Source organism: Kitasatospora sp. NPDC056076 (genome assembly GCF_042266305.1).
GTDB lineage: Bacteria > Actinomycetota > Actinomycetes > Streptomycetales > Streptomycetaceae > Kitasatospora.
On the sequence record NZ_JBHJWG010000018.1, the window covers coordinates 25,375 to 42,169 of the forward strand.

The 16,795-nt window shown below is 73.5% G+C and carries 13 protein-coding genes; 4 read left to right on the forward strand and 9 right to left on the reverse strand.

The window, feature by feature from the left end:
- Window positions 1–318: 318 nt before the first annotated feature.
- Entirely contained in the window at window positions 319–1,683 is a 1,365-nt protein-coding gene (locus ACFC1T_RS17210; protein ID WP_375889453.1) for a M16 family metallopeptidase, read from the reverse strand.
- A gap of 20 nt (window positions 1,684–1,703) precedes the next feature.
- Entirely contained in the window at window positions 1,704–3,050 is a 1,347-nt protein-coding gene (locus ACFC1T_RS17215; protein WP_375889261.1) for a M16 family metallopeptidase, read from the reverse strand.
- Between the two features lie 316 nt (window positions 3,051–3,366).
- Between ACFC1T_RS17215 and ACFC1T_RS17220 the strand changes: the two genes are divergently transcribed.
- Both ACFC1T_RS17220 and ACFC1T_RS17225 read left to right on the forward strand, forming a co-directional pair.
- Window positions 3,367–5,817 (forward strand): DNA topoisomerase (ATP-hydrolyzing) subunit A, encoded by a 2,451-nt coding sequence (locus ACFC1T_RS17220; protein WP_375889263.1) that lies wholly within the window; start codon window positions 3,367–3,369, stop codon window positions 5,815–5,817.
- Between the two features lie 154 nt (window positions 5,818–5,971).
- The gene (locus ACFC1T_RS17225; RefSeq protein ID WP_375889265.1) at window positions 5,972–6,874 is read left to right on the forward strand and encodes a sucrase ferredoxin; all 903 of its coding nucleotides are present in this window, start codon (window positions 5,972–5,974) and stop codon (window positions 6,872–6,874) included.
- A 119-nt stretch (window positions 6,875–6,993) separates the two neighbouring features.
- Here ACFC1T_RS17225 and ACFC1T_RS17230 read toward each other — a convergent pair whose 3' ends face one another.
- From ACFC1T_RS17230 to ACFC1T_RS17240, 3 genes are read right to left on the reverse strand one after another with little or no spacing between them, the layout of a single operon-like run.
- A complete protein-coding gene (locus ACFC1T_RS17230; protein ID WP_375889267.1) occupies window positions 6,994–8,049 on the reverse strand; it encodes an ABC transporter substrate-binding protein in 1,056 nt (351 codons plus the stop codon).
- A gap of 38 nt (window positions 8,050–8,087) precedes the next feature.
- Entirely contained in the window at window positions 8,088–8,969 is an 882-nt protein-coding gene (locus tag ACFC1T_RS17235; protein ID WP_375889270.1) for an ABC transporter permease, read from the reverse strand.
- The gene (locus tag ACFC1T_RS17240) at window positions 8,959–9,768 is read right to left on the reverse strand and encodes an ABC transporter ATP-binding protein (protein ID WP_375889273.1); all 810 of its coding nucleotides are present in this window, start codon (window positions 9,766–9,768) and stop codon (window positions 8,959–8,961) included. The genes ACFC1T_RS17235 and ACFC1T_RS17240 overlap by 11 nt, the downstream gene beginning before the upstream one ends.
- Before the next feature lie 303 nt (window positions 9,769–10,071).
- Between ACFC1T_RS17240 and ACFC1T_RS17245 the strand changes: the two genes are divergently transcribed.
- Both ACFC1T_RS17245 and ACFC1T_RS17250 read left to right on the forward strand, forming a co-directional pair.
- Entirely contained in the window at window positions 10,072–11,682 is a 1,611-nt protein-coding gene (locus tag ACFC1T_RS17245; RefSeq protein WP_375889276.1) for an ATP-binding protein, read from the forward strand.
- Complete coding sequence (locus ACFC1T_RS17250) at window positions 11,682–12,368, forward strand: response regulator (RefSeq protein ID WP_375889278.1); 687 nt, start codon at window positions 11,682–11,684, stop codon at window positions 12,366–12,368. The genes ACFC1T_RS17245 and ACFC1T_RS17250 overlap by 1 nt, the downstream gene beginning before the upstream one ends.
- Before the next feature lie 55 nt (window positions 12,369–12,423).
- Here the strand turns inward: ACFC1T_RS17250 and ACFC1T_RS17255 are convergent, their stop codons facing one another.
- The 4 genes from ACFC1T_RS17255 to ACFC1T_RS17270 form a co-directional block, all read right to left on the reverse strand.
- On the reverse strand, window positions 12,424–14,100 hold the full coding sequence (locus tag ACFC1T_RS17255; RefSeq protein WP_375889279.1) for a cation acetate symporter: 1,677 nt from the start codon (window positions 14,098–14,100) through the stop codon (window positions 12,424–12,426).
- Window positions 14,097–14,738 (reverse strand): DUF485 domain-containing protein, encoded by a 642-nt coding sequence (locus ACFC1T_RS17260; RefSeq protein WP_375889282.1) that lies wholly within the window; start codon window positions 14,736–14,738, stop codon window positions 14,097–14,099. The genes ACFC1T_RS17255 and ACFC1T_RS17260 overlap by 4 nt, the downstream gene beginning before the upstream one ends.
- A 128-nt stretch (window positions 14,739–14,866) precedes the next feature.
- Window positions 14,867–15,610 (reverse strand): response regulator, encoded by a 744-nt coding sequence (locus ACFC1T_RS17265; RefSeq protein WP_375889284.1) that lies wholly within the window; start codon window positions 15,608–15,610, stop codon window positions 14,867–14,869.
- The gene (locus tag ACFC1T_RS17270; protein ID WP_375889287.1) at window positions 15,607–16,782 is read right to left on the reverse strand and encodes a sensor histidine kinase; all 1,176 of its coding nucleotides are present in this window, start codon (window positions 16,780–16,782) and stop codon (window positions 15,607–15,609) included. The genes ACFC1T_RS17265 and ACFC1T_RS17270 overlap by 4 nt, the downstream gene beginning before the upstream one ends.
- Window positions 16,783–16,795: the final 13 nt, after the last annotated feature.

Consider the following 16,795-nt stretch of genomic DNA (forward strand, 5'->3'; position numbering starts at 1 on the left):
TCAGGAGAAGTGGGGTGCCGCGCGCATGCGATCCCGGTGCGGCTCGGGGAAGTTCGGGGACGGGTGCGCTCAGGCAGCCGTGGCGAGGCATGGGAGATACGGCCTCGGGGAGCGTCGTCGTATGGCTTGCTCGACCCGCATGGTGACCGCCTCCCTCCGCTGCTCGCAGTTCGCACGTGGTGTGCGTCGGGGAACATCTATCCACGGAACGGGCCGGGCCCGCAACGGATTTACGGACGCGCCCGGAACACGTCCGGAACGCGTCCGGCCCGGCGGAGCGAAAGCGCTCCACCGGGCCGGAGGGGACGTCGGAGGGCGTCAGCCGACGACGGTGACCTCGCCGATCCCGAGCGCCCGCACGTCCGCCTCGATGGCGGCGGCGTCGCCGACCAGGACGGTGATCAGGCGGTCCGGCGGGAAGGCCGCGACCACGGCCTCGGTGGCCGCCGCGGTGGGCAGTTCGGCCAGCTGCCGGTAGACCTCGGCCTGGTAGTCGTCGGCGAGGTACTGCTCGACCTGGTCGGCCAGGGTGCCGGCGACCGAGCCCGCGGTCTCGTACTTGAGCGGCGCGACGCCGACCAGGAACTGCACGGCCTCGTCGCGCTCGGCGTCGGTGAGGCCCTCGGCGGCGAGGGTGCGCAGGATGGTCCAGGTGTCGGCGAGCGCGGGGGCGGTGGAGGCGGTGTCCACCGAGCCGCTGATGGCGAGCAGCGAACGCCCGCTGCCGTCGGCGGCGGAGCGCAGTGGCTGGGCGAAGGCCCGGACGCCGTAGGTGTAGCCCTTCTCCTCGCGCAGGACGCGGTCGAGGCGGGAGGTGAGGGTGCCGCCGAGGCAGTAGGTGCCGAGGATCTGGGCGGCCCAGACCGGGTCGTGGCGGTCGGGGCCGATCCGGCCGATCAGCAGCTGGGTCTGGACGGAGCCGGGGCGGTCGACGATGAGGACGCGGCCGTGGTCGTCGCCGGTGACCGGGGCGTGGGCGGAGGGTTCCGCGGTGGTGCCGGTCCAGGTGCCGAGGGTGCTCTCCAGCAGGGCGGGGAGGTCGACGCCGGTGAGGTCGCCGACCACCACGACGGTGGTGGTGGCGGGGCGCACGTGGGCGTCGTAGAAGGCCTTGACGGCGGCGCGGTCGATCGACTTGACGGTGTCGGCGGTGCCGCTGCGGGGCCGGGAGAGGCGGTCCGTGGCCTCGAAGAGCTCGGCGTAGAGGGCCTTGGCGGCGCGCCGGGCGGGGTTGGCCTGCTCGTGCACGATCTCGTCGAGGCGGTTGGCGACGAGGCGCTCGATCTCCTCGGCCGGGAGGGCGGGGGCGCGCAGGGCGTCGGCGAGCAGGGTGAGGCCGCGCTGGAGCCGGGAGGCGGGGACTTCGAGGGCGACCCGGATGCAGGGGTGGTCGGCGTGGGCGTCGAGGGTGGCCCCGGCGCGCTCGAGTTCGCCGGCGAACTCCTCGGCGGTGAGGGTGTCGGTGCCCTCGTTGAGGGCGCGGGCGAGGATGGCGGCGACGCCGTCGAGGCCCTCGGGCTCGGCGGCGAGCGGGGCGTCGAGGAGGACCTCGACGGCGACCAGCTGCTGGCCGGGCCGGTGGCAGTGCAGCACGGTGATGCCGTTGCCGAGGGCGGCCCGCTCGGGGGCGGGGAAGGCCCAGGGGCCGGGGGTGCCGGGCTGGGGCTGGGGGTGGAAGGTCATCGCGGGGACGTAGTCGGTGCTCATACGGCGGCACCCTCCTCTTCGGAAGCGGCGTCGGAAGCGTCGTCGGCGGCGGTCGCGGTCGGCTCGTAGACGAGGACGGCCCGGTTGTCGGGGTGGAGCCGGGCCTTGGCGACGGCCTGGACCTCCTCGGCGGTGACGTCGAGGACCTTGGGGAGGGCGTCGTTCAGCAGCTTGGGGTCGCCGAACAGGACGGCGTAGCGGCAGAGTTCGTCGGCGCGGCCGGCGACGGTGGTGAGCCGGTCGAGCCACTCGCGCTCGATCTGGGCCTGGGCGCGCTCGAGTTCCTCGGGGGTGGGGCCCTCGGCGGCGAAGCGGGCGAGCTCCTCGTCGACGGCGGCGTCGATCTGGGCGATGGTGGCGTCGCCGGAGGTCTTGACGTCGAGCCAGCCGAGGCTGGGGGCGCCGGCGAGGCGCAGCAGGCCGAAGCCGGCGGCGACGGCGGTGCGGTCGCGGCGGACGAGCCGGTTGTAGAGGCGGCTGGACTCGCCGCTGCCGAGGATGGTGAGCGCGAGGTCGGCGGCGTCGGCCTCGCGGGTGCCGTCGTGGGGCAGGCGGTAGGCGGCCATCAGGGCGCGGGAGGGGACGTCCTCGGCGAGTTCCTGGCGCAGTTCGCGGCCGATGGTGTCGGGGAGTTCGCCGGAGCGCGGGGGCTGCTTGCCGTCGTGCGCGGGGATGGAGCCGAAGTACTTCTCGACCCAGGCGATGGTCTGCTCGGGGTCGATGTCGCCGACCACGGAGAGCACCGCGTTGTTGGGCGCGTAGTAGGTGCGGAAGAACGCGCGGGCGTCCTCCAGGGTGGCGGCGTCGAGGTCGGCCATGGAGCCGATCGGGGTGTGGTGGTACGGGTGGCCGTCGGGGTACGAGAGCGCGGTGAGCTTCTCGAAGGCGGTGCCGTACGGGACGTTGTCGTAGCGCTGGCGGCGTTCGTTCTTGACGACGGCGCGCTGGTTCTCCATGGACGTCTCGTCGAGGGCGGCGAGCAGCGAGCCCATGCGGTCGGCCTCCAGCCAGAGGGCGAGCTCCAGCTGGTGGGCGGGCATGGTCTCGTAGTAGTTGGTGCGTTCGAAGCTGGTGGTGCCGTTGAGCGAGCCGCCGGCGCCCTGGACGAGCTCGAAGTGCCCGTTGTTGGTGACGTTGGCGGAGCCCTGGAACATCAGGTGCTCGAAGAGGTGGGCGAGGCCGGTGCGGCCCTTGACCTCGTGGCGGGAGCCGACGTCGTACCAGAGGCAGACCGCGGCGACCGGGGTGAGTCGGTCCTCGGAGAGGACGACGCGCAGGCCGTTGGCCAGGCGGTGCTCGGTGATGGCGATGCCTCGGCTGGAGGCGGGGGCCGGGTTGGCCATGCGCTCGGGTCCTTCCCGTCGTCGATGTCGGGGTTCGTGTGGCGTCCCCCATTGTGGTGCAACGCGCGGGGGGCGTGTTTGTGTCCGCGCGGATGCGGCGTTCGCCAGGGGCGGAAGAGGGCCGCTGACCGGGAGTGTCGGCGCGAGGGTCCACAATGGGGGCGCCGTGCCCTGTCGGTCGCGCCCGGTTGACGGGTCGCGGCGGTAGGACGGTGAATCAGGGAGCCGGGGCGGCGAAGCCCGTCCGGTGCCCGGACCGGACGCCCGGCGTCCGGCCGACGACACAGCCAGCGACACGTAAGGGAGCCCCGCCGCGATGGCCCGCCGCAGTTCGCAGACCCCGCCGCCCGGAGACTTCGAGGAGCGGATCCTCGACGTCGACGTCGTGGACGAGATGCAGGGCTCCTTCCTGGAGTACGCCTACTCGGTGATCTACTCGCGTGCGCTGCCCGACGCGCGGGACGGTCTCAAGCCGGTGCACCGCCGAATCCTGTACCAGGCCAACGAGATGGGCCTGCGTCCGAACCGGGCGCACGTGAAGTGCGCGCGCGTGGTGGGCGAGGTGATGGGCCGGCTGCACCCGCACGGCGACCAGTCGATCTACGACTCGGTGGTGCGCATGGCGCAGCCGTTCTCGATGCGGCTGCCGCTGATCGACGGGCACGGCAACTTCGGTTCGCTGGGCAACGACGACCCGCCGGCGGCGATGCGGTACACCGAGTCGCGGCTGACGGCGGCCTCGATGGCGATGGTGGAGTCGATCCACGAGGACACCGTCGACTTCGGGCCGAACTACGACGGCAGCGAGCAGGAGCCGCTGGCGTTGCCGGCCGCGTTCCCGAACCTGCTGGTGAACGGCGCGACGGGCATCGCGGTGGGCATGGCGACGAACATGCCGCCGCACAACCTGTCCGAGGTGGTGGCCGCGGCCCGGCACCTGATCAAGCACCCGAGCGCGGACCTGGACACGCTGATGCGGTTCGTGCCCGGTCCGGACCTGCCGACGGGCGGGCGGGTCGTGGGCCTGTCGGGCATCCGGGACGCGTACGAGTCGGGCCGCGGCACCTTCAAGATCCGGGCCACCACGACGATCGAGAACGTCACGGCGCGCCGCAAGGGCATCGTGGTGACCGAGCTGCCGTACAACGTCGGCCCGGAGAAGGTCATCGCGAAGATCAAGGACCTGGTCAACGCGAAGAAGCTGCAGGGCATCGCGGACGTCAAGGACCTGACCGACCGCGAGCACGGGCTGCGGCTGGTGATCGAGGTGAAGAACGGCTTCGTGCCGGAGGCACTGCTGGAGCAGCTCTACAAGCTGACGCCGTTGGAGGAGACCTTCGGCATCAACAACGTGGCGCTGGTGGACGGGCAGCCGCTGACGCTGGGCCTCAAGGAGCTGCTGGAGGTCTACGTCGACCACCGCTTCACGGTGGTGCGCCGGCGCAGCGACTTCCGGCGCCGCAAGCGGCAGGAGCGGCTGCACCTGGTCGAGGGCCTGCTGGTGGCCCTGGTGGACATCGACGAGGTCATCTCGATCATCCGGTCGAGTGACAACGCCCAGCAGGCGAAGGAGCGCCTGATGGAGCGCTTCTCGCTGTCGGAGACGCAGACCGGCTACATCCTGGACACCCCGCTGCGCCGGTTGACCCGGTTCGACCGGGTGGAGCTGGAGCAGGAGAAGGAGAAGCTGAACGCGGAGATCGCGGAGCTGACCGAGATCCTGGAGTCGGACACCAGGCTGCGCAGCGTGGTGTCGTCCGAACTGGGCGCGGTGTCCAAGCAGTTCGGGACGGAGCGGCGCACGGTGCTGCTGGAGGCGGGGGCGGCTCCGGCCGCGGCGCTGACGGTGCCGCTGGAGGTGGCGGACGATCCGTGCCGGGTGCTGCTGTCCTCGACGGGGCTGCTGGCGCGGACGGCGGACGGTGAGCCGTTCGAGCTGTCGGAGAAGCGGGCGAAGCACGACGTGATCGTGTCGGCGGTGCCGGCCACGGCGCGGGCGGACGTGGGTGTGGTGACGTCCGCGGGCCGGGTGCTGCGGCTGCCGGTGATCGACCTGCCGGCGCTGCCGCCGATGCCCTCGCCGACGCTGGCGGGCGGGGCCGCGGTGGAGGAGTTCCTGCGGCTGGAGGCCGGGGAGCGGGTGCTGGCGCTGACCACGCTGGACGAGTCCTCGCCGGGGCTGGCGCTGGGCACGGTGCAGGGTGTGGTGAAGCGGGTGGTGCCGGAGTGGCCGGCGAACAAGGACGAGTTCGAGGTGATCGGCCTCAAGGACGGCGACGAGCTGGTGGGCGCGGTCGAACTGCGCACCGGCGAGGAGGACTTGGTCTTCATCACCTCGGACGCCCAGCTGCTGCGCTACCCGGCGGGTCAGGTCCGTCCGCAGGGCCGTCCGGCGGGTGGCATGGCGGGCGTCAAGCTGTCGGACGGCGCCCGGGTGCTGTCGTTCACGGCGGTGGACCCGGCCGTGGACGCGGTGGTGGTCTCGGTGGCGGGCGCCTCGGGCACGCTGTCAGGTGACGAGCAGTCGTCCTGGAAGGTCACCCCGTTCGAGCAGTACCCGCGCAAGGGCCGGGCGACCGGCGGTGTGCGCTGCCAGCGCTTCCTGCGCGGCGAGGACGGCCTGGCGTTCGCCTGGGCGGGTGCCGCCCCGGCCCGGGCCGCCGGTGCCAAGGGCGTGCCGGTCGACCTGCCGGAGCGCGACCCGCGCCGGGACGGTTCGGGTACGCCGGTGACGGCGCCGATCGCGGTGGTGGCCGGCCCGGCGTGACGGCTCGCCCGTGCTGACGGGGTCGGAGGGCGGGGTGCCTGCGGGCGCCCCGCCCTCCGGCGTGTCCGGGCCCGGTCTCGGCTGCTCCGGGCCTGGTCGCGGGCGTTGCGCGGCCCCCGGGCCGGGCCGGACCGCCGGGGGTAGCCTTTCCCGGGTGAGCACCTGTGCGACCCTCTCGCGTGAACTTTCGGAGCCGTTGACCGCGACGGCGGCGGTGGCGACCACCTGGCTGCTGCTGGAGCAGAACGGCCCCTGGGGCGCGAAGGCTCTAAACGAGAGCCACCTGGACGGGGCGGTCGGGCGCGCGCTGGAGGCCGCCGCGGCGGGCACCGGCATACGGGTCGCCCTGATCCGGCGCCCCGGGCGGCACGCGGACTGCCTGCCGACGGCGCGGCACGAGGTGGTCGTGGCGCACGCGGTGCCGGGCCGCGGCTGGGTCCGCCGGGCGCAGGTGGCGGATCCGGCGGAGCTGCTGGGGCTGGACTTCGCGGCGCTGGGCGCCGGTGACCACACGGGCTTCGGGATGGAGCACGTCGGCGGCCCGCTGGCGCTGGTGTGCACCAACGGCCGCCGGGACCGCTGCTGCGCGCTGCTGGGCCGTCCGCTGGCCGCGGAGCTGGCGGCGGCCGGGCACAGCGAGGTGTGGGAGGTCACCCACCTGGGCGGGCACCGCTTCTCCCCCACGATGCTGGTGCTGCCGTACGGCTACGCGTACGGGCGGCTGACGCCGGAGAGCGCCAAGGAGGTGCTGGCGGCGACGGCGGCCGGGCACATGGTGCCGGAGTGGTCGCGGGGCTGCTCGGGCTGGGAGCGGCCGGGCCAGGCGGCCGAGCACGCGGTGCGGCTGGCGATCGGCGAGACCGGGGTGGACGCGCTGACCCTGGCGCAGCGGGTGGACGGCCCGGGCCGCTGGCTGGTGGCGGTGATCCACCGGGACGGGCGGGCCTGGGAGGTGGACGTGATCGAGTCGGTGAGCGAGCCGGCGCGTCCGGAGAGCTGCGGCAAGGCGGCGGGGACGCCGTCGCGGATGGACGTGCTCTCCGTGCGGGGGATCTGAGCCGGGGAACCGAGCGGGGAAGTGAGCGGGGACCTGAGCCGGGGAACCGAGCGGGGGGTCCGAGCACCACGGCGGCCCCGCGCCCGTGGGGGTGGGCGCGGGACCGCGAGGGCCGGGCGTCAGCCGGCGGCCTTGCCGACGAACTCCGTGGTGTACGTCCTGGCCAGGTCGATCGTCCCTTCCTTGCCCTTGACGTCCGGGTGGAAGGCGGCGAGCACCGCGAGCACGGTCCTGGGCCCGTCGGCGGGCATCACCCCGTCGGTGGTGAACATCGGCAGGGCGGACTTGATGGCCGCCGCGTACTGCTCGGCGCCGCCCTGCGCGTAGTCGGCGGGCATCTTCGCGGCGATCTCCTCGGGGCTGTGGGTGGACATCCACTTGAGGGTCTTGACGAAGGCGTTGGTGAGCTTCTGGGTGGTGTCCTTGTTCTTCTCGACCCACTCGGTGTTCATGTACAGCGAGGAGGACGGGTAGAGCCCGCCGAGCGCCTGGCGCGAGCCCTCGGGGGTGCGCATGTCGTAGAGGATCTTGCCGAGGCCCTTGTCGAGGACGGTGGCGACGGTCGGGTCGGTGGTCATCCCGGCGTCGATGCTGCCCTGCTGGAGGGCGGCGATGAAGGTCTGCCCGGCGCCGACCGCGATCGGGCTGAAGTCGCTGACGGAGGCGCCGTTCTTGACCGCGAGGTACTTGGTGAGGAAGTCGGTGGAGGAGCCGATGCTGGTGACGCCGAGCTTCTTGCCCTTGAAGTCGGCGCCGGACCTGATGGCGTCGGCCTGCTTGGCGGAGACCAGTTCGACCTCGCCGGGGGCCTGGGCGAACTGGACCACGGACTCGACGTGCTTGCCCTTGGCCTGGAGGTCGATGGTGTGGTCGTAGAAGCCGACGGCGCCCTGGACGTCGCCGGCCAGCAGCGCGGTGGTGGCGTTGACGCCGGCCGGTTCGGTGAGCAGTTCGACGTTGACGCCGGCCTCGGCGAAGTAGCCGAGCCGCTGGGTGAGCATCGCGGGCAGGTAGATGACCTTGTCCAGGCCACCGACCATGATCTTGACCTTGGGTCCGTCGACCTGCTGCCCGGCCGGGGCCGCGCCGTGGGACGAGGTGGCGGCGTCGTTGGCGCAGGCGGAGAGCGGGACGAGCAGGGCGGCGGCGAGGACGGCAGTGAGAGCTCTGCGCATCGTGGGGGAACCTCTCGGTGCGTACGGGTGGGGGGAGTTCAGCGGCCGTCGCCCGCGTCGGCGGGCTTCCAGCGGAAGAGTCTCTTCTCGGCGAAGGTCAGCAGCCCCTCGGTGAGCAGCGCGACGACGGCGAGGATGGTCATGGCGGCGTACACCCCGGCCGCGTTGAAGGTGCCCTGGGCGGCGGCGACCAGCAGGCCGAGGCCCTTGGTGGCGCCGATGTACTCGCCGACGATCGCGCCGATCAGCGCGAAGCCGAAGCTGACGTGGAGGCTGGTGAAGATCCAGGTGGTGGCGGCGGGGATGACCACCTGGAGGGTGACCTTGCGGTTGTCGGCGCCCAGGATGCGGGCGTTGGCGACCAGGTTGCGGTCGACCTCGCGGGCGCCCTGGAAGGCGTTGAAGAACACCGGGAAGAACACCAGGACCACCGCGGAGGCGACCTTGGAGGCCGGGCCGAGGCCGAACCAGATCAGGAAGATCGGGGCGAGCACGATCCGCGGGATGGCGTTGAGGACCTTGATGTACGGCCCGAACACGTCGGCCAGGAAGCGGACCCGGCCGAGCGCGATGCCCAGCAGCACACCGCCGACCACGCCGATCACCCAGCCGGTGAGGGCCTCGTACAGGGTGTAGCCGATCTGCTCGCCGAGCGAGCCCTGGGCGGTGCCGTGGGTGGTCCACTGCCAGATCTGGTCCCAGATCCTGGACGGCTGGGAGAAGTTGAACGGGTCGATGACCTCGGTGCGGGCGCACACCTCCCACAGGCCGAGGAAGGCGACCAGCACCCCGAGCCGGGCCGCGTAGACGGTCAACTTCCGGTTGCGGGCGGCCCGTTCGCGGGCCTCGGTTCTGGTCGTGGCGGCCGGGGGCTTCCCGGCGGCGGTCGACGCGGTCTCGGACGCGGTCTCAAGCGGCACGACCCGCTCCTCTCTCCCGGGTGATGCGCACCTCTTCGCCGAGCGAGGCCCAGATCTCGCGGTACAGCTCGACGAACCTCGGTTCCAGCCGGACGGCTTCCACGGTGCGCGGTCGTGGCAGGTCGACGGTGAAGACCTCCTTGACGGTGGCCGGTCCGGCCGTCATCACGACGACCCGGTCGGCGAGCGCGATGGCCTCGTCCAGGTCGTGGGTGACGAAGACGACCGACGAGCCGGTGCCGGCCCACAGCTCCAGCAGCTGGTCGGACATCAGGGCGCGGGTCTGCACGTCCAGCGCCGAGAACGGCTCGTCCATCAGCAGGATGGTCGGGTCGTTGACGAAGGTCTGGGCGAGTGCGACGCGCTTGCGCATGCCGCCGGACAGCTGGTGCGGGTAGCGGTCCTCGAAGGCGGCCAGGCCCACCCGGCCCAGCCAGTCCCGGGCCCGCTCCTTCGCCTCGGCGGCGGGCACGCCGCGGAAGCGCGGCCCGGCCATCACGTTGGACAGCACGGTGCGCCAGGGGAAGACGGCGTCCTGCTGGAAGACGAACCCGACCTTGGGGTCGATCCCGCGCACGGGCTCGCCGTACACCCGGACCTCGCCCTCGGTGGGCTCCTCCAGGCCGCTGACCAGGGTCAGCGTGGTGGACTTGCCGCAGCCGGTGGGGCCGACGACGGCGACGAACTCGCCCTGGGCGACGGTCAGATCGAGATCGCGGACGGCGGTGTGCAGCGCACCGGAGGGGGTGCGGAAGCGTTTCGTCGCGCCGGTCAGCTCGATCGCCGGGGTATCGGTCATTCATTCCTCCCGGATCAGTGCTTGCCCCGGAAAGGTAGGAGCGGGCCCGGCCCCGGCGGGAGCCATCTGCGCGTAGTGCGACTTCTCCGCGTTGAGGGGTGTTCTGCTCCTTTTGCTTCCGCTACAACTGCGGGGACGCGGGCTGACAGAAACACGTCGGAAACATAGGGTGTCCCGACCCCACCCCTGTCGGCCCCCACCCCTCAGGACCCCGCCCCTCGGGACCCCGCCCCGCAGGACCCCGCCCAGCAGGCCCCCACCTGGTGGGTCCCCGCCACACCCAGCCGCCGAGAGGAGGCCCGGATGAAGCTCCCCCACTGGCCCCGCCGGGTCTTCGCCCAGCTCCTGCTGAGCCAGACCGTCGTCACCGTCGGCGTCACCGCCCTGACCGCCGGGCTGTTCCTGGCCCCGGTCAGCAGCGAACTGGACCACGACGCCATGCAGCGGGCGCTGTCCATCGCCCAGGCCACCGCCACCGACGAGACCCTCGCCCGGGCCGCCGACGCCCGCGACGTCGTCACCGCGCAGCGCAACGCCGAGCAGATCCGGCTCGCCACCGGCGCCAGCTTCGTCGTGGTCACCGACCTGGACGGCATCCGCCTCTCGCACACCGACCCGGGCCGGATCGGCCAGCGGGTCAGCACCGATCCCGAGCCGGCACTGGCCGGCCGCAGCGTCACCGCGATCCAGCAGGGCACCCTGGGCCGCACCGCCCGCGGCAAGGTGCCGCTGCGGACGACGGACGGCCGGATCGTCGGCGAGGTGTCGGTCGGCATCAGCGACGACTCGATCCGCCGCCGGCTGCTGAAGATGCTCACCGGCATCCTGCTGTGCGCCGCCGCCGGCCTGACCGCCGGCACCGTCGCCACCCTGGTGCTGGCCCGTCGGCTCAAGCGCCGCACCCACAACATCGCGCTGGCCGACATCTCCGCCCTGCTGGTCGAGCGCGAGGCGATGCTGCACGGCATCCGCGAGGGCCTGGTCGCGCTGGACGAACGGGGCAGGATCCGGCTGGCCAACGACGAGGCCCTGCGGCTGCTCGACCTGCCCGGGGAGTGCACCGGCCGCCCGATCGCCGCGGTGCTGCCGCCGGGCCGGCTGGCCGACGTGCTGACCGGGCGGATCACCGGCACCGACCTGCCGGCCGTCCGGGACGACCGGGTGCTGGTGGTGAACCGGACGGCCACCGCCGAGGGCGCCGTGGTGACGCTGCGCGACCGCACCGAGCTGGAGTCGCTGGTCCGCGAGCTGGACACCACCCGCAGCCTCACCGAGGCGCTGCGCGCCCAGGACCACGAGCACGCCAACCGGATGCACACCCTGCTCGGCCTGCTCGAACTCGGCCGCCACGAGCAGGCGGTGGCCTTCATCTCGGAGCAGTCCGGCTCGCACGCCGTGGTCGCCGCGCGGATCGCCGAACAGGTGCAGGACCCGCACGTGGCGGCGCTGCTGGCGGGCAAGACGGCGGTGGCCGACGAGCGCGGGGTGCGGTTGGTGCTCGCCCCGGCGGCGCACCTGCCGGACGCGGTGGTGGACGCCCGGGCACTGGTGACGGTGCTCGGCAACCTGATCGACAACGCGGTGGACGCCCTGGTGCCCGGCGGCAGCGGGCGGACGGGCCCGGGCGGGCGGCTGGAGGTGACCCTGGCGGCGGCCGGCTCCACCCTGCTGCTGCAGGTCGCGGACAGCGGCCCGGGCGTGCCGGAGGAGCTGCGCGAGCAGGTCTTCGAGGAGGGGTGGACCAGCAAGGACGCGCCCGCGCACCGTCCGCGCGGGCTGGGCCTGGCGATGGTGCGGCGGCTGGTCGAACGGACCGGCGGCCGGATCGTGCTCGACACCGGCCCGCTCGGCGGCGCCCGGTTCACCGTCGAACTGCCCGAGGCCCTGCTCACCACTCAGCTCGTGGAGGCGTGATGATCGACGTACTCGTGGTGGACGACGACTTCCGGGTCGCGGATGTGCACGCCGCCTACGTGGCCAAGGTGCCGGGCTTCCGGGTCACCGGCACCGCCCACTCGGCCGGAGAGGCGCTGGCCGCGCTGGAGCGCCGCCCGGTGGACCTCCTGCTGCTCGACCACCACCTGCCGGACGAGGCCGGCCTGGCGCTGGTCCGCCGGCTGCGGGAACGCCAGGTGACCTGCGACGTGATGATGGTGACCGCCGCCCGGGACGTCTCCACCGTGCACGCCGCGATGCAGCACGGCGCCCTGCAGTACCTGGTCAAGCCGTTCACCTTCGCCGGGCTGCGGGACAAGCTGGTCTCCTACGCCCAGCTGCGGCACGCCCTGGCCGCCCCGGCCCGGGAGGCCGGCCAGGACGAGGTGGACCGGCTGTTCGCCACCCTGCGCAGCGCCGCCGCGCCCGCCGGGACACTGCCCAAGGGTCACTCGGCGCCCACCACCGACCTGGTGCTGGGCGTGCTGCGCCGGGCGGGCCGGCCGCTGTCCGCCCAGGAGGTCGCCGACGCCACCGGGCTGAGCCGCTCGACCGCCCAGCGCTACCTCAAGCAGCTGGAACGGGACAGCCGACTGCGGCTGACCCTGCGCTACGGCGACACCGGCCGCCCCGAGCACCGCTACGGGCTGGCCGCCCGGGCGTGACCGGCCCCGGACGCCCGACCCGGCCCAGCGGCCCGACCGGCCCGGGTCACGGCGGCTACGCCGCACCCGCTCCGGTGAGGGCCCGCACCTCCAGCTCGGCGAAGCGGTCCGCGTCGGCCGGTTCGGGAGAGGTGAGCGTCCCGATCCAGCCCGCCAGGAAGCCGAGCGGGATGGAGACGATCCCGGGGTTCTCCAGCGGGAACCAGTGGAAGTCGACGCCGGGGAACAGCGCCACCTTCGAGCCGGAGACCACCGGCGAGAAGAACACCAGCACGATCGCCGGGACGAGCCCGCCGTACACCGACCAGACCGCGCCCCGGGCGGTGAACCGCGACCAGAACAGGCTGTACAGCAGCACCGGCAGGTTCGAGGAGGCGGCCACCGCGAAGGCCAGGCCGACCAGGAAGGCGACGTTCAGCTGCTGGGCGTAGAGGCTGATCACGATCGCCACCGCGCCGATCCCGCCGGCCGCGAACCGGGCCACCACCACCTCCTGCTGCTCGCTCGGCTTCTCCTCGGTGCGCTCCGCGCCGCGCCGGCCCGGCCGGCTCCGCCAGGCGCCGGCCCAGATGTCGTGGGCGAAGGCGGCGGAGGAGGCCAGGGTCAGCCCGGCGACCACGGCGAGGATGGTGGCGAAGGCGATCGCCGAGATCAGCGCGAACAGCACCACCCCGCCGGTGCTGCCGTTGCCGCCGCCGAGCACCAGGGCGAGCAGCGGGACGGCGGTGTTCCCGGCCGCGTTGGCGTGCCGCACCTCGGCGGAGCCGACGAGTGCGGTGGCGCCCAGGCCGAGCGCGATGGCCATCAGGTAGAAGCCGCCGACCAGGCCGATCGCCCACATCGTGGAGCGGCGGGCGGCCCGCGCGGTGGGCACCGTGTAGAAGCGGGACAGGATGTGCGGCAGGCCGGCGGTGCCGAGCACCAGGGCCAGGCCGAGGCTGAAGAAGTCCAACCGGCTGGTGAAGGTGGCGCCGTACTTGAGCCCGGGTTCGAGGTAGCGCTGACCGGCGCCGCTGTGCCGGGCGGCCTGGCGCATCAGCTCGAACAGGTCGCCGTGGAAGCGGGCCACCAGCAGCACGGTGAGCAGCACCGAACCGGCGATCAGCAGGAACGCCTTGACGATCTGGATCCAGGTGGTGGCCCGCATCCCGCCGATGGTGACGTAGACGATCATCAGTGCGCCGACCGCGATGATCGTCCAGGTCCGGGCCTGGGCGCTGTTGGTGCCGAGCAGCAGGGCGACCAGCGAGCCGGCGCCGACCATCTGGGCGACCAGGTAGAGCAGGGTGACCACGACGCTGGCGCCGCCGGCCGCCGCCCGCACCTTGCGGCGGCGCAGCCGCAGCGCGAGCACGTCGGCGAGGGTGTACCGGCCCGCGTTGCGGACGAGTTCGGCGACCAGCATCAGCACGACCAGCCAGGCGACCAGGAAGCCGATGCTGTACAGCACGCCGTCGTAGCCGTACAGGGCGATCAGTCCGGCGACGCCCAGGAAGGAGGCGGCGGACAGGTAGTCGCCGGAGAGCGCGAAGCCGTTCTGCAGCGGGGTGAAGTCGCGCCCGCCGGTGTAGAAGTCCTCGGCGGCGCTGCCCTGGCGGCCGACCCAGAGGGTGATCCCCAGGGTGACCAGGACGATCACGGCGAACAGCACGATCGCCAGGCCGTGGTGCTGGCCGGCCGGGGCGACGGGGGGCGGGGTGGCGGTGGTCAGCACGCCGGTGGCGGCGGTCACCGCAGCTGGTCCTGGGTGTCCCAGCGCAGGCCCAGGGCGGCGCGGTCGCGCTTGGTCCGGGCGTTGCGGGCGTAGAGCCAGGTGAGCAGGAAGGTGGAGGCGAACTGGAGCAGGCCCAGTACCCAGGCCACGTTGAGCGGGCCGACCACCGGGCTGCGCATCACGCCGGGCGCGGCGGCCTCGGCGGCGACGTACATCAGGTACCAGCCGAGGAAGGCGCCGCTGGTCGGGAAGACGAACGAGCGGTAGCTGCGGCGGATGTCCTGGAAGGCCGCGCTGGCCTGGACGTTCCGGTAGACCTCGGTGCTGTCGGTGGTGCTCACCGCCGCTGCCGGTGCCTGCGGCACCACGGGCGGTACGGCGGGCGGGGCGAGCGGCGGGGCGGCGGCCGGTACCCGTGGCGGTACGGCGGGTGGCGCGACCGGCCGCGCGGCGACGGCCGGGGCGGGCGGCGCGGCCACCGGCTCGGGAGCGGCGGCCGACCGGGCGGCGGCCGGACGGGTGGCAACCGGCTGGCCCGGTACGGCCGTTCGGCGGGGGGTGGCAGTCGGCTCGGACGCAGTGGCGGCGGCCGCCGGAGCGGCCCACCAGTCGAATCGCTGCCCCTGTCCGGGACTGCTGGTCTGCTGCTGTGGCACTGCTGCTCCTGGGCGCGGGCCGGGCGTTCTGACCCCAACCATCATGGAGGCCCCCGGACACCGTCCCTGACCATCGCAGATACGTTCACTCAATGAGGTGATCGATCATCTGACGGACACTCATCCGACTACTGCTGCGTACCGGTGATTCCGTGCCGGAAGGCGTACGCGACCGCCTGCGCCCGGTCCCGCACCGCCGTCTTGGCGAACAGGTTGTTGATGTGCGTCTTGACCGTCGCCTGGCTGACGAACAGCCGCTGGGCGATCTCCGCGTTGGAGAGCCCCTCGGCGATCAGCGCGAGCACCTCGGCCTCCCGCAGCGTCAACCCGTCCGGCAGCTGACCGCCCCTCCCGCCCGGCGGCACGCCCGGTGCGGCCGGCGCGGTCGGTGCGGTCGGTGCGGTCGGCGCGGCCGGTAGGGTCGGCCCGCTCTTCGCCGGCCCCTCCGAAAGCCGCTCCAGCAAGCGGAGTTGGACCTGCGGGGAGAGTCCGGCCGCGCCCGAGCGGACGTCCGCGATGGCCTTGGCGATCTCCTCACCGCCGGCGTCCTTGGTGAGGTAGCCGCGCGCCCCGGCCTGCAACGCCGGGAACAGCGACTCGTCGTCGGCGTAGGTGGTGAGCACCACGACCTCGGTCCCCGGGTGGGCGGCCCGGATCCGCCGGGTCGCCTCGACGCCGTCCACCCGCGGCATCCGCAGGTCCATCAGCACCACGTCCGGGTGGTACCGCTCCACCAGGGTGACGGCCTCCTCCCCGTCCGCCGCCGCGCCGACCACCTCGATGCCGGGCAGCAGGCCCAGCAGCATCACGATGCCCTCGCGCACCACCGTCTGGTCGTCCGCCACCAGCACCCTGATGACCCCGCCGTTCATGCCGGCACCCGCAGCAACACCCGCCACCCTCCGTCCTCCGGGCCCGCCAGCAGGGTGCCGCCGAGCAGTTCCGCGCGTTCGCGCATCCCCAGCAGACCGTACCCGCTGCCGCTCCCGGCCAGGTCGCCGGAGGACGGCTCGCCCGTCGACTGGCCGCGCGGCGCCCGGGTGTTGCGCACCTCCAGCTCCACCGCGTCGTCCAGGTAGCGCAGTTCGACCGAGCAGCGGGCGCCCGGCGCGTGCTTGCGGACGTTGGTCACCGCCTCCTGCGCCGTGCGCCGCACCGCGAGCCCGGCCTCGGCGGCCAGCGGCCGGGGCGTACCGGTCACCGTGAGCGGAGCCCGCTCGCGCTCGGTCAGTTCCACCAGGAACTCCCCGACCGGGGTGAACTCCCCGCGCAGCGCGGACAGCGCCTGCCGCGTCTCGACCAGCCCGTCCTGGGCCATCCGCCGCGCGGCCACGACCCGTTCGCGGACCTGCGCGCGGTCCGTCCCGGCGTCCAGCATCAGCCGGGCCGCCTCCAGGTGGACCAGCTGCGCGGAGAGGCTGTGGGCCAGCACGTCGTGGATCTCCCGGGCGATCCGGGCCCGTTCGGCGAGCGCCGCGCTCTCCGCCTCGGCGGCCCGGACGGCGCGCTCCTGGACCAGCAGCCGACGGGCGGTGCCGCGGGCCTCGATGTCCAGTCGCAGCAGGAAGCCGACCAGCAGCGACCCTCCGACGGTGGCGGCCACGCTGAGCCAACTCGCCGGGGAGGCCGCCGTGTACGAGGCCAGCGCGGCCGCCGCGGTGAGCAGGGCCGGCGCGGGCGGCAGCCGGATCAGGGCCGTGACGGCCAGCCCGATCCAGAGGAAGTCGGCCAGCGTGTAGGCCTGTCCCTGGTTGGCGAGCCAGCCGGCGCCGATCAGCACCGCGGCCAGCAGGTACGAGGGGACGGGGCGCTGTTCCCGGCTGACCCTCAGGTACAGCACGCTGAGGGCGACGGCCGCGACCAGCCCGGCCGCCGCGGCCGCCGCCGCCCAGCCGGCGTACCTGCCGCCGGAGAAGGTCGCCCAGCCGACGACGACCAGCAGGACGGTCCGGCCGAACACGGTGAGGACCCGCCGCGGTCGGCTCTCGGCCTCGCGCTCCAGTCCCTCCCGGGACTGCCAGCGGGTCCAGTACCACCCGGGCAAGGGGGCCTCCTCG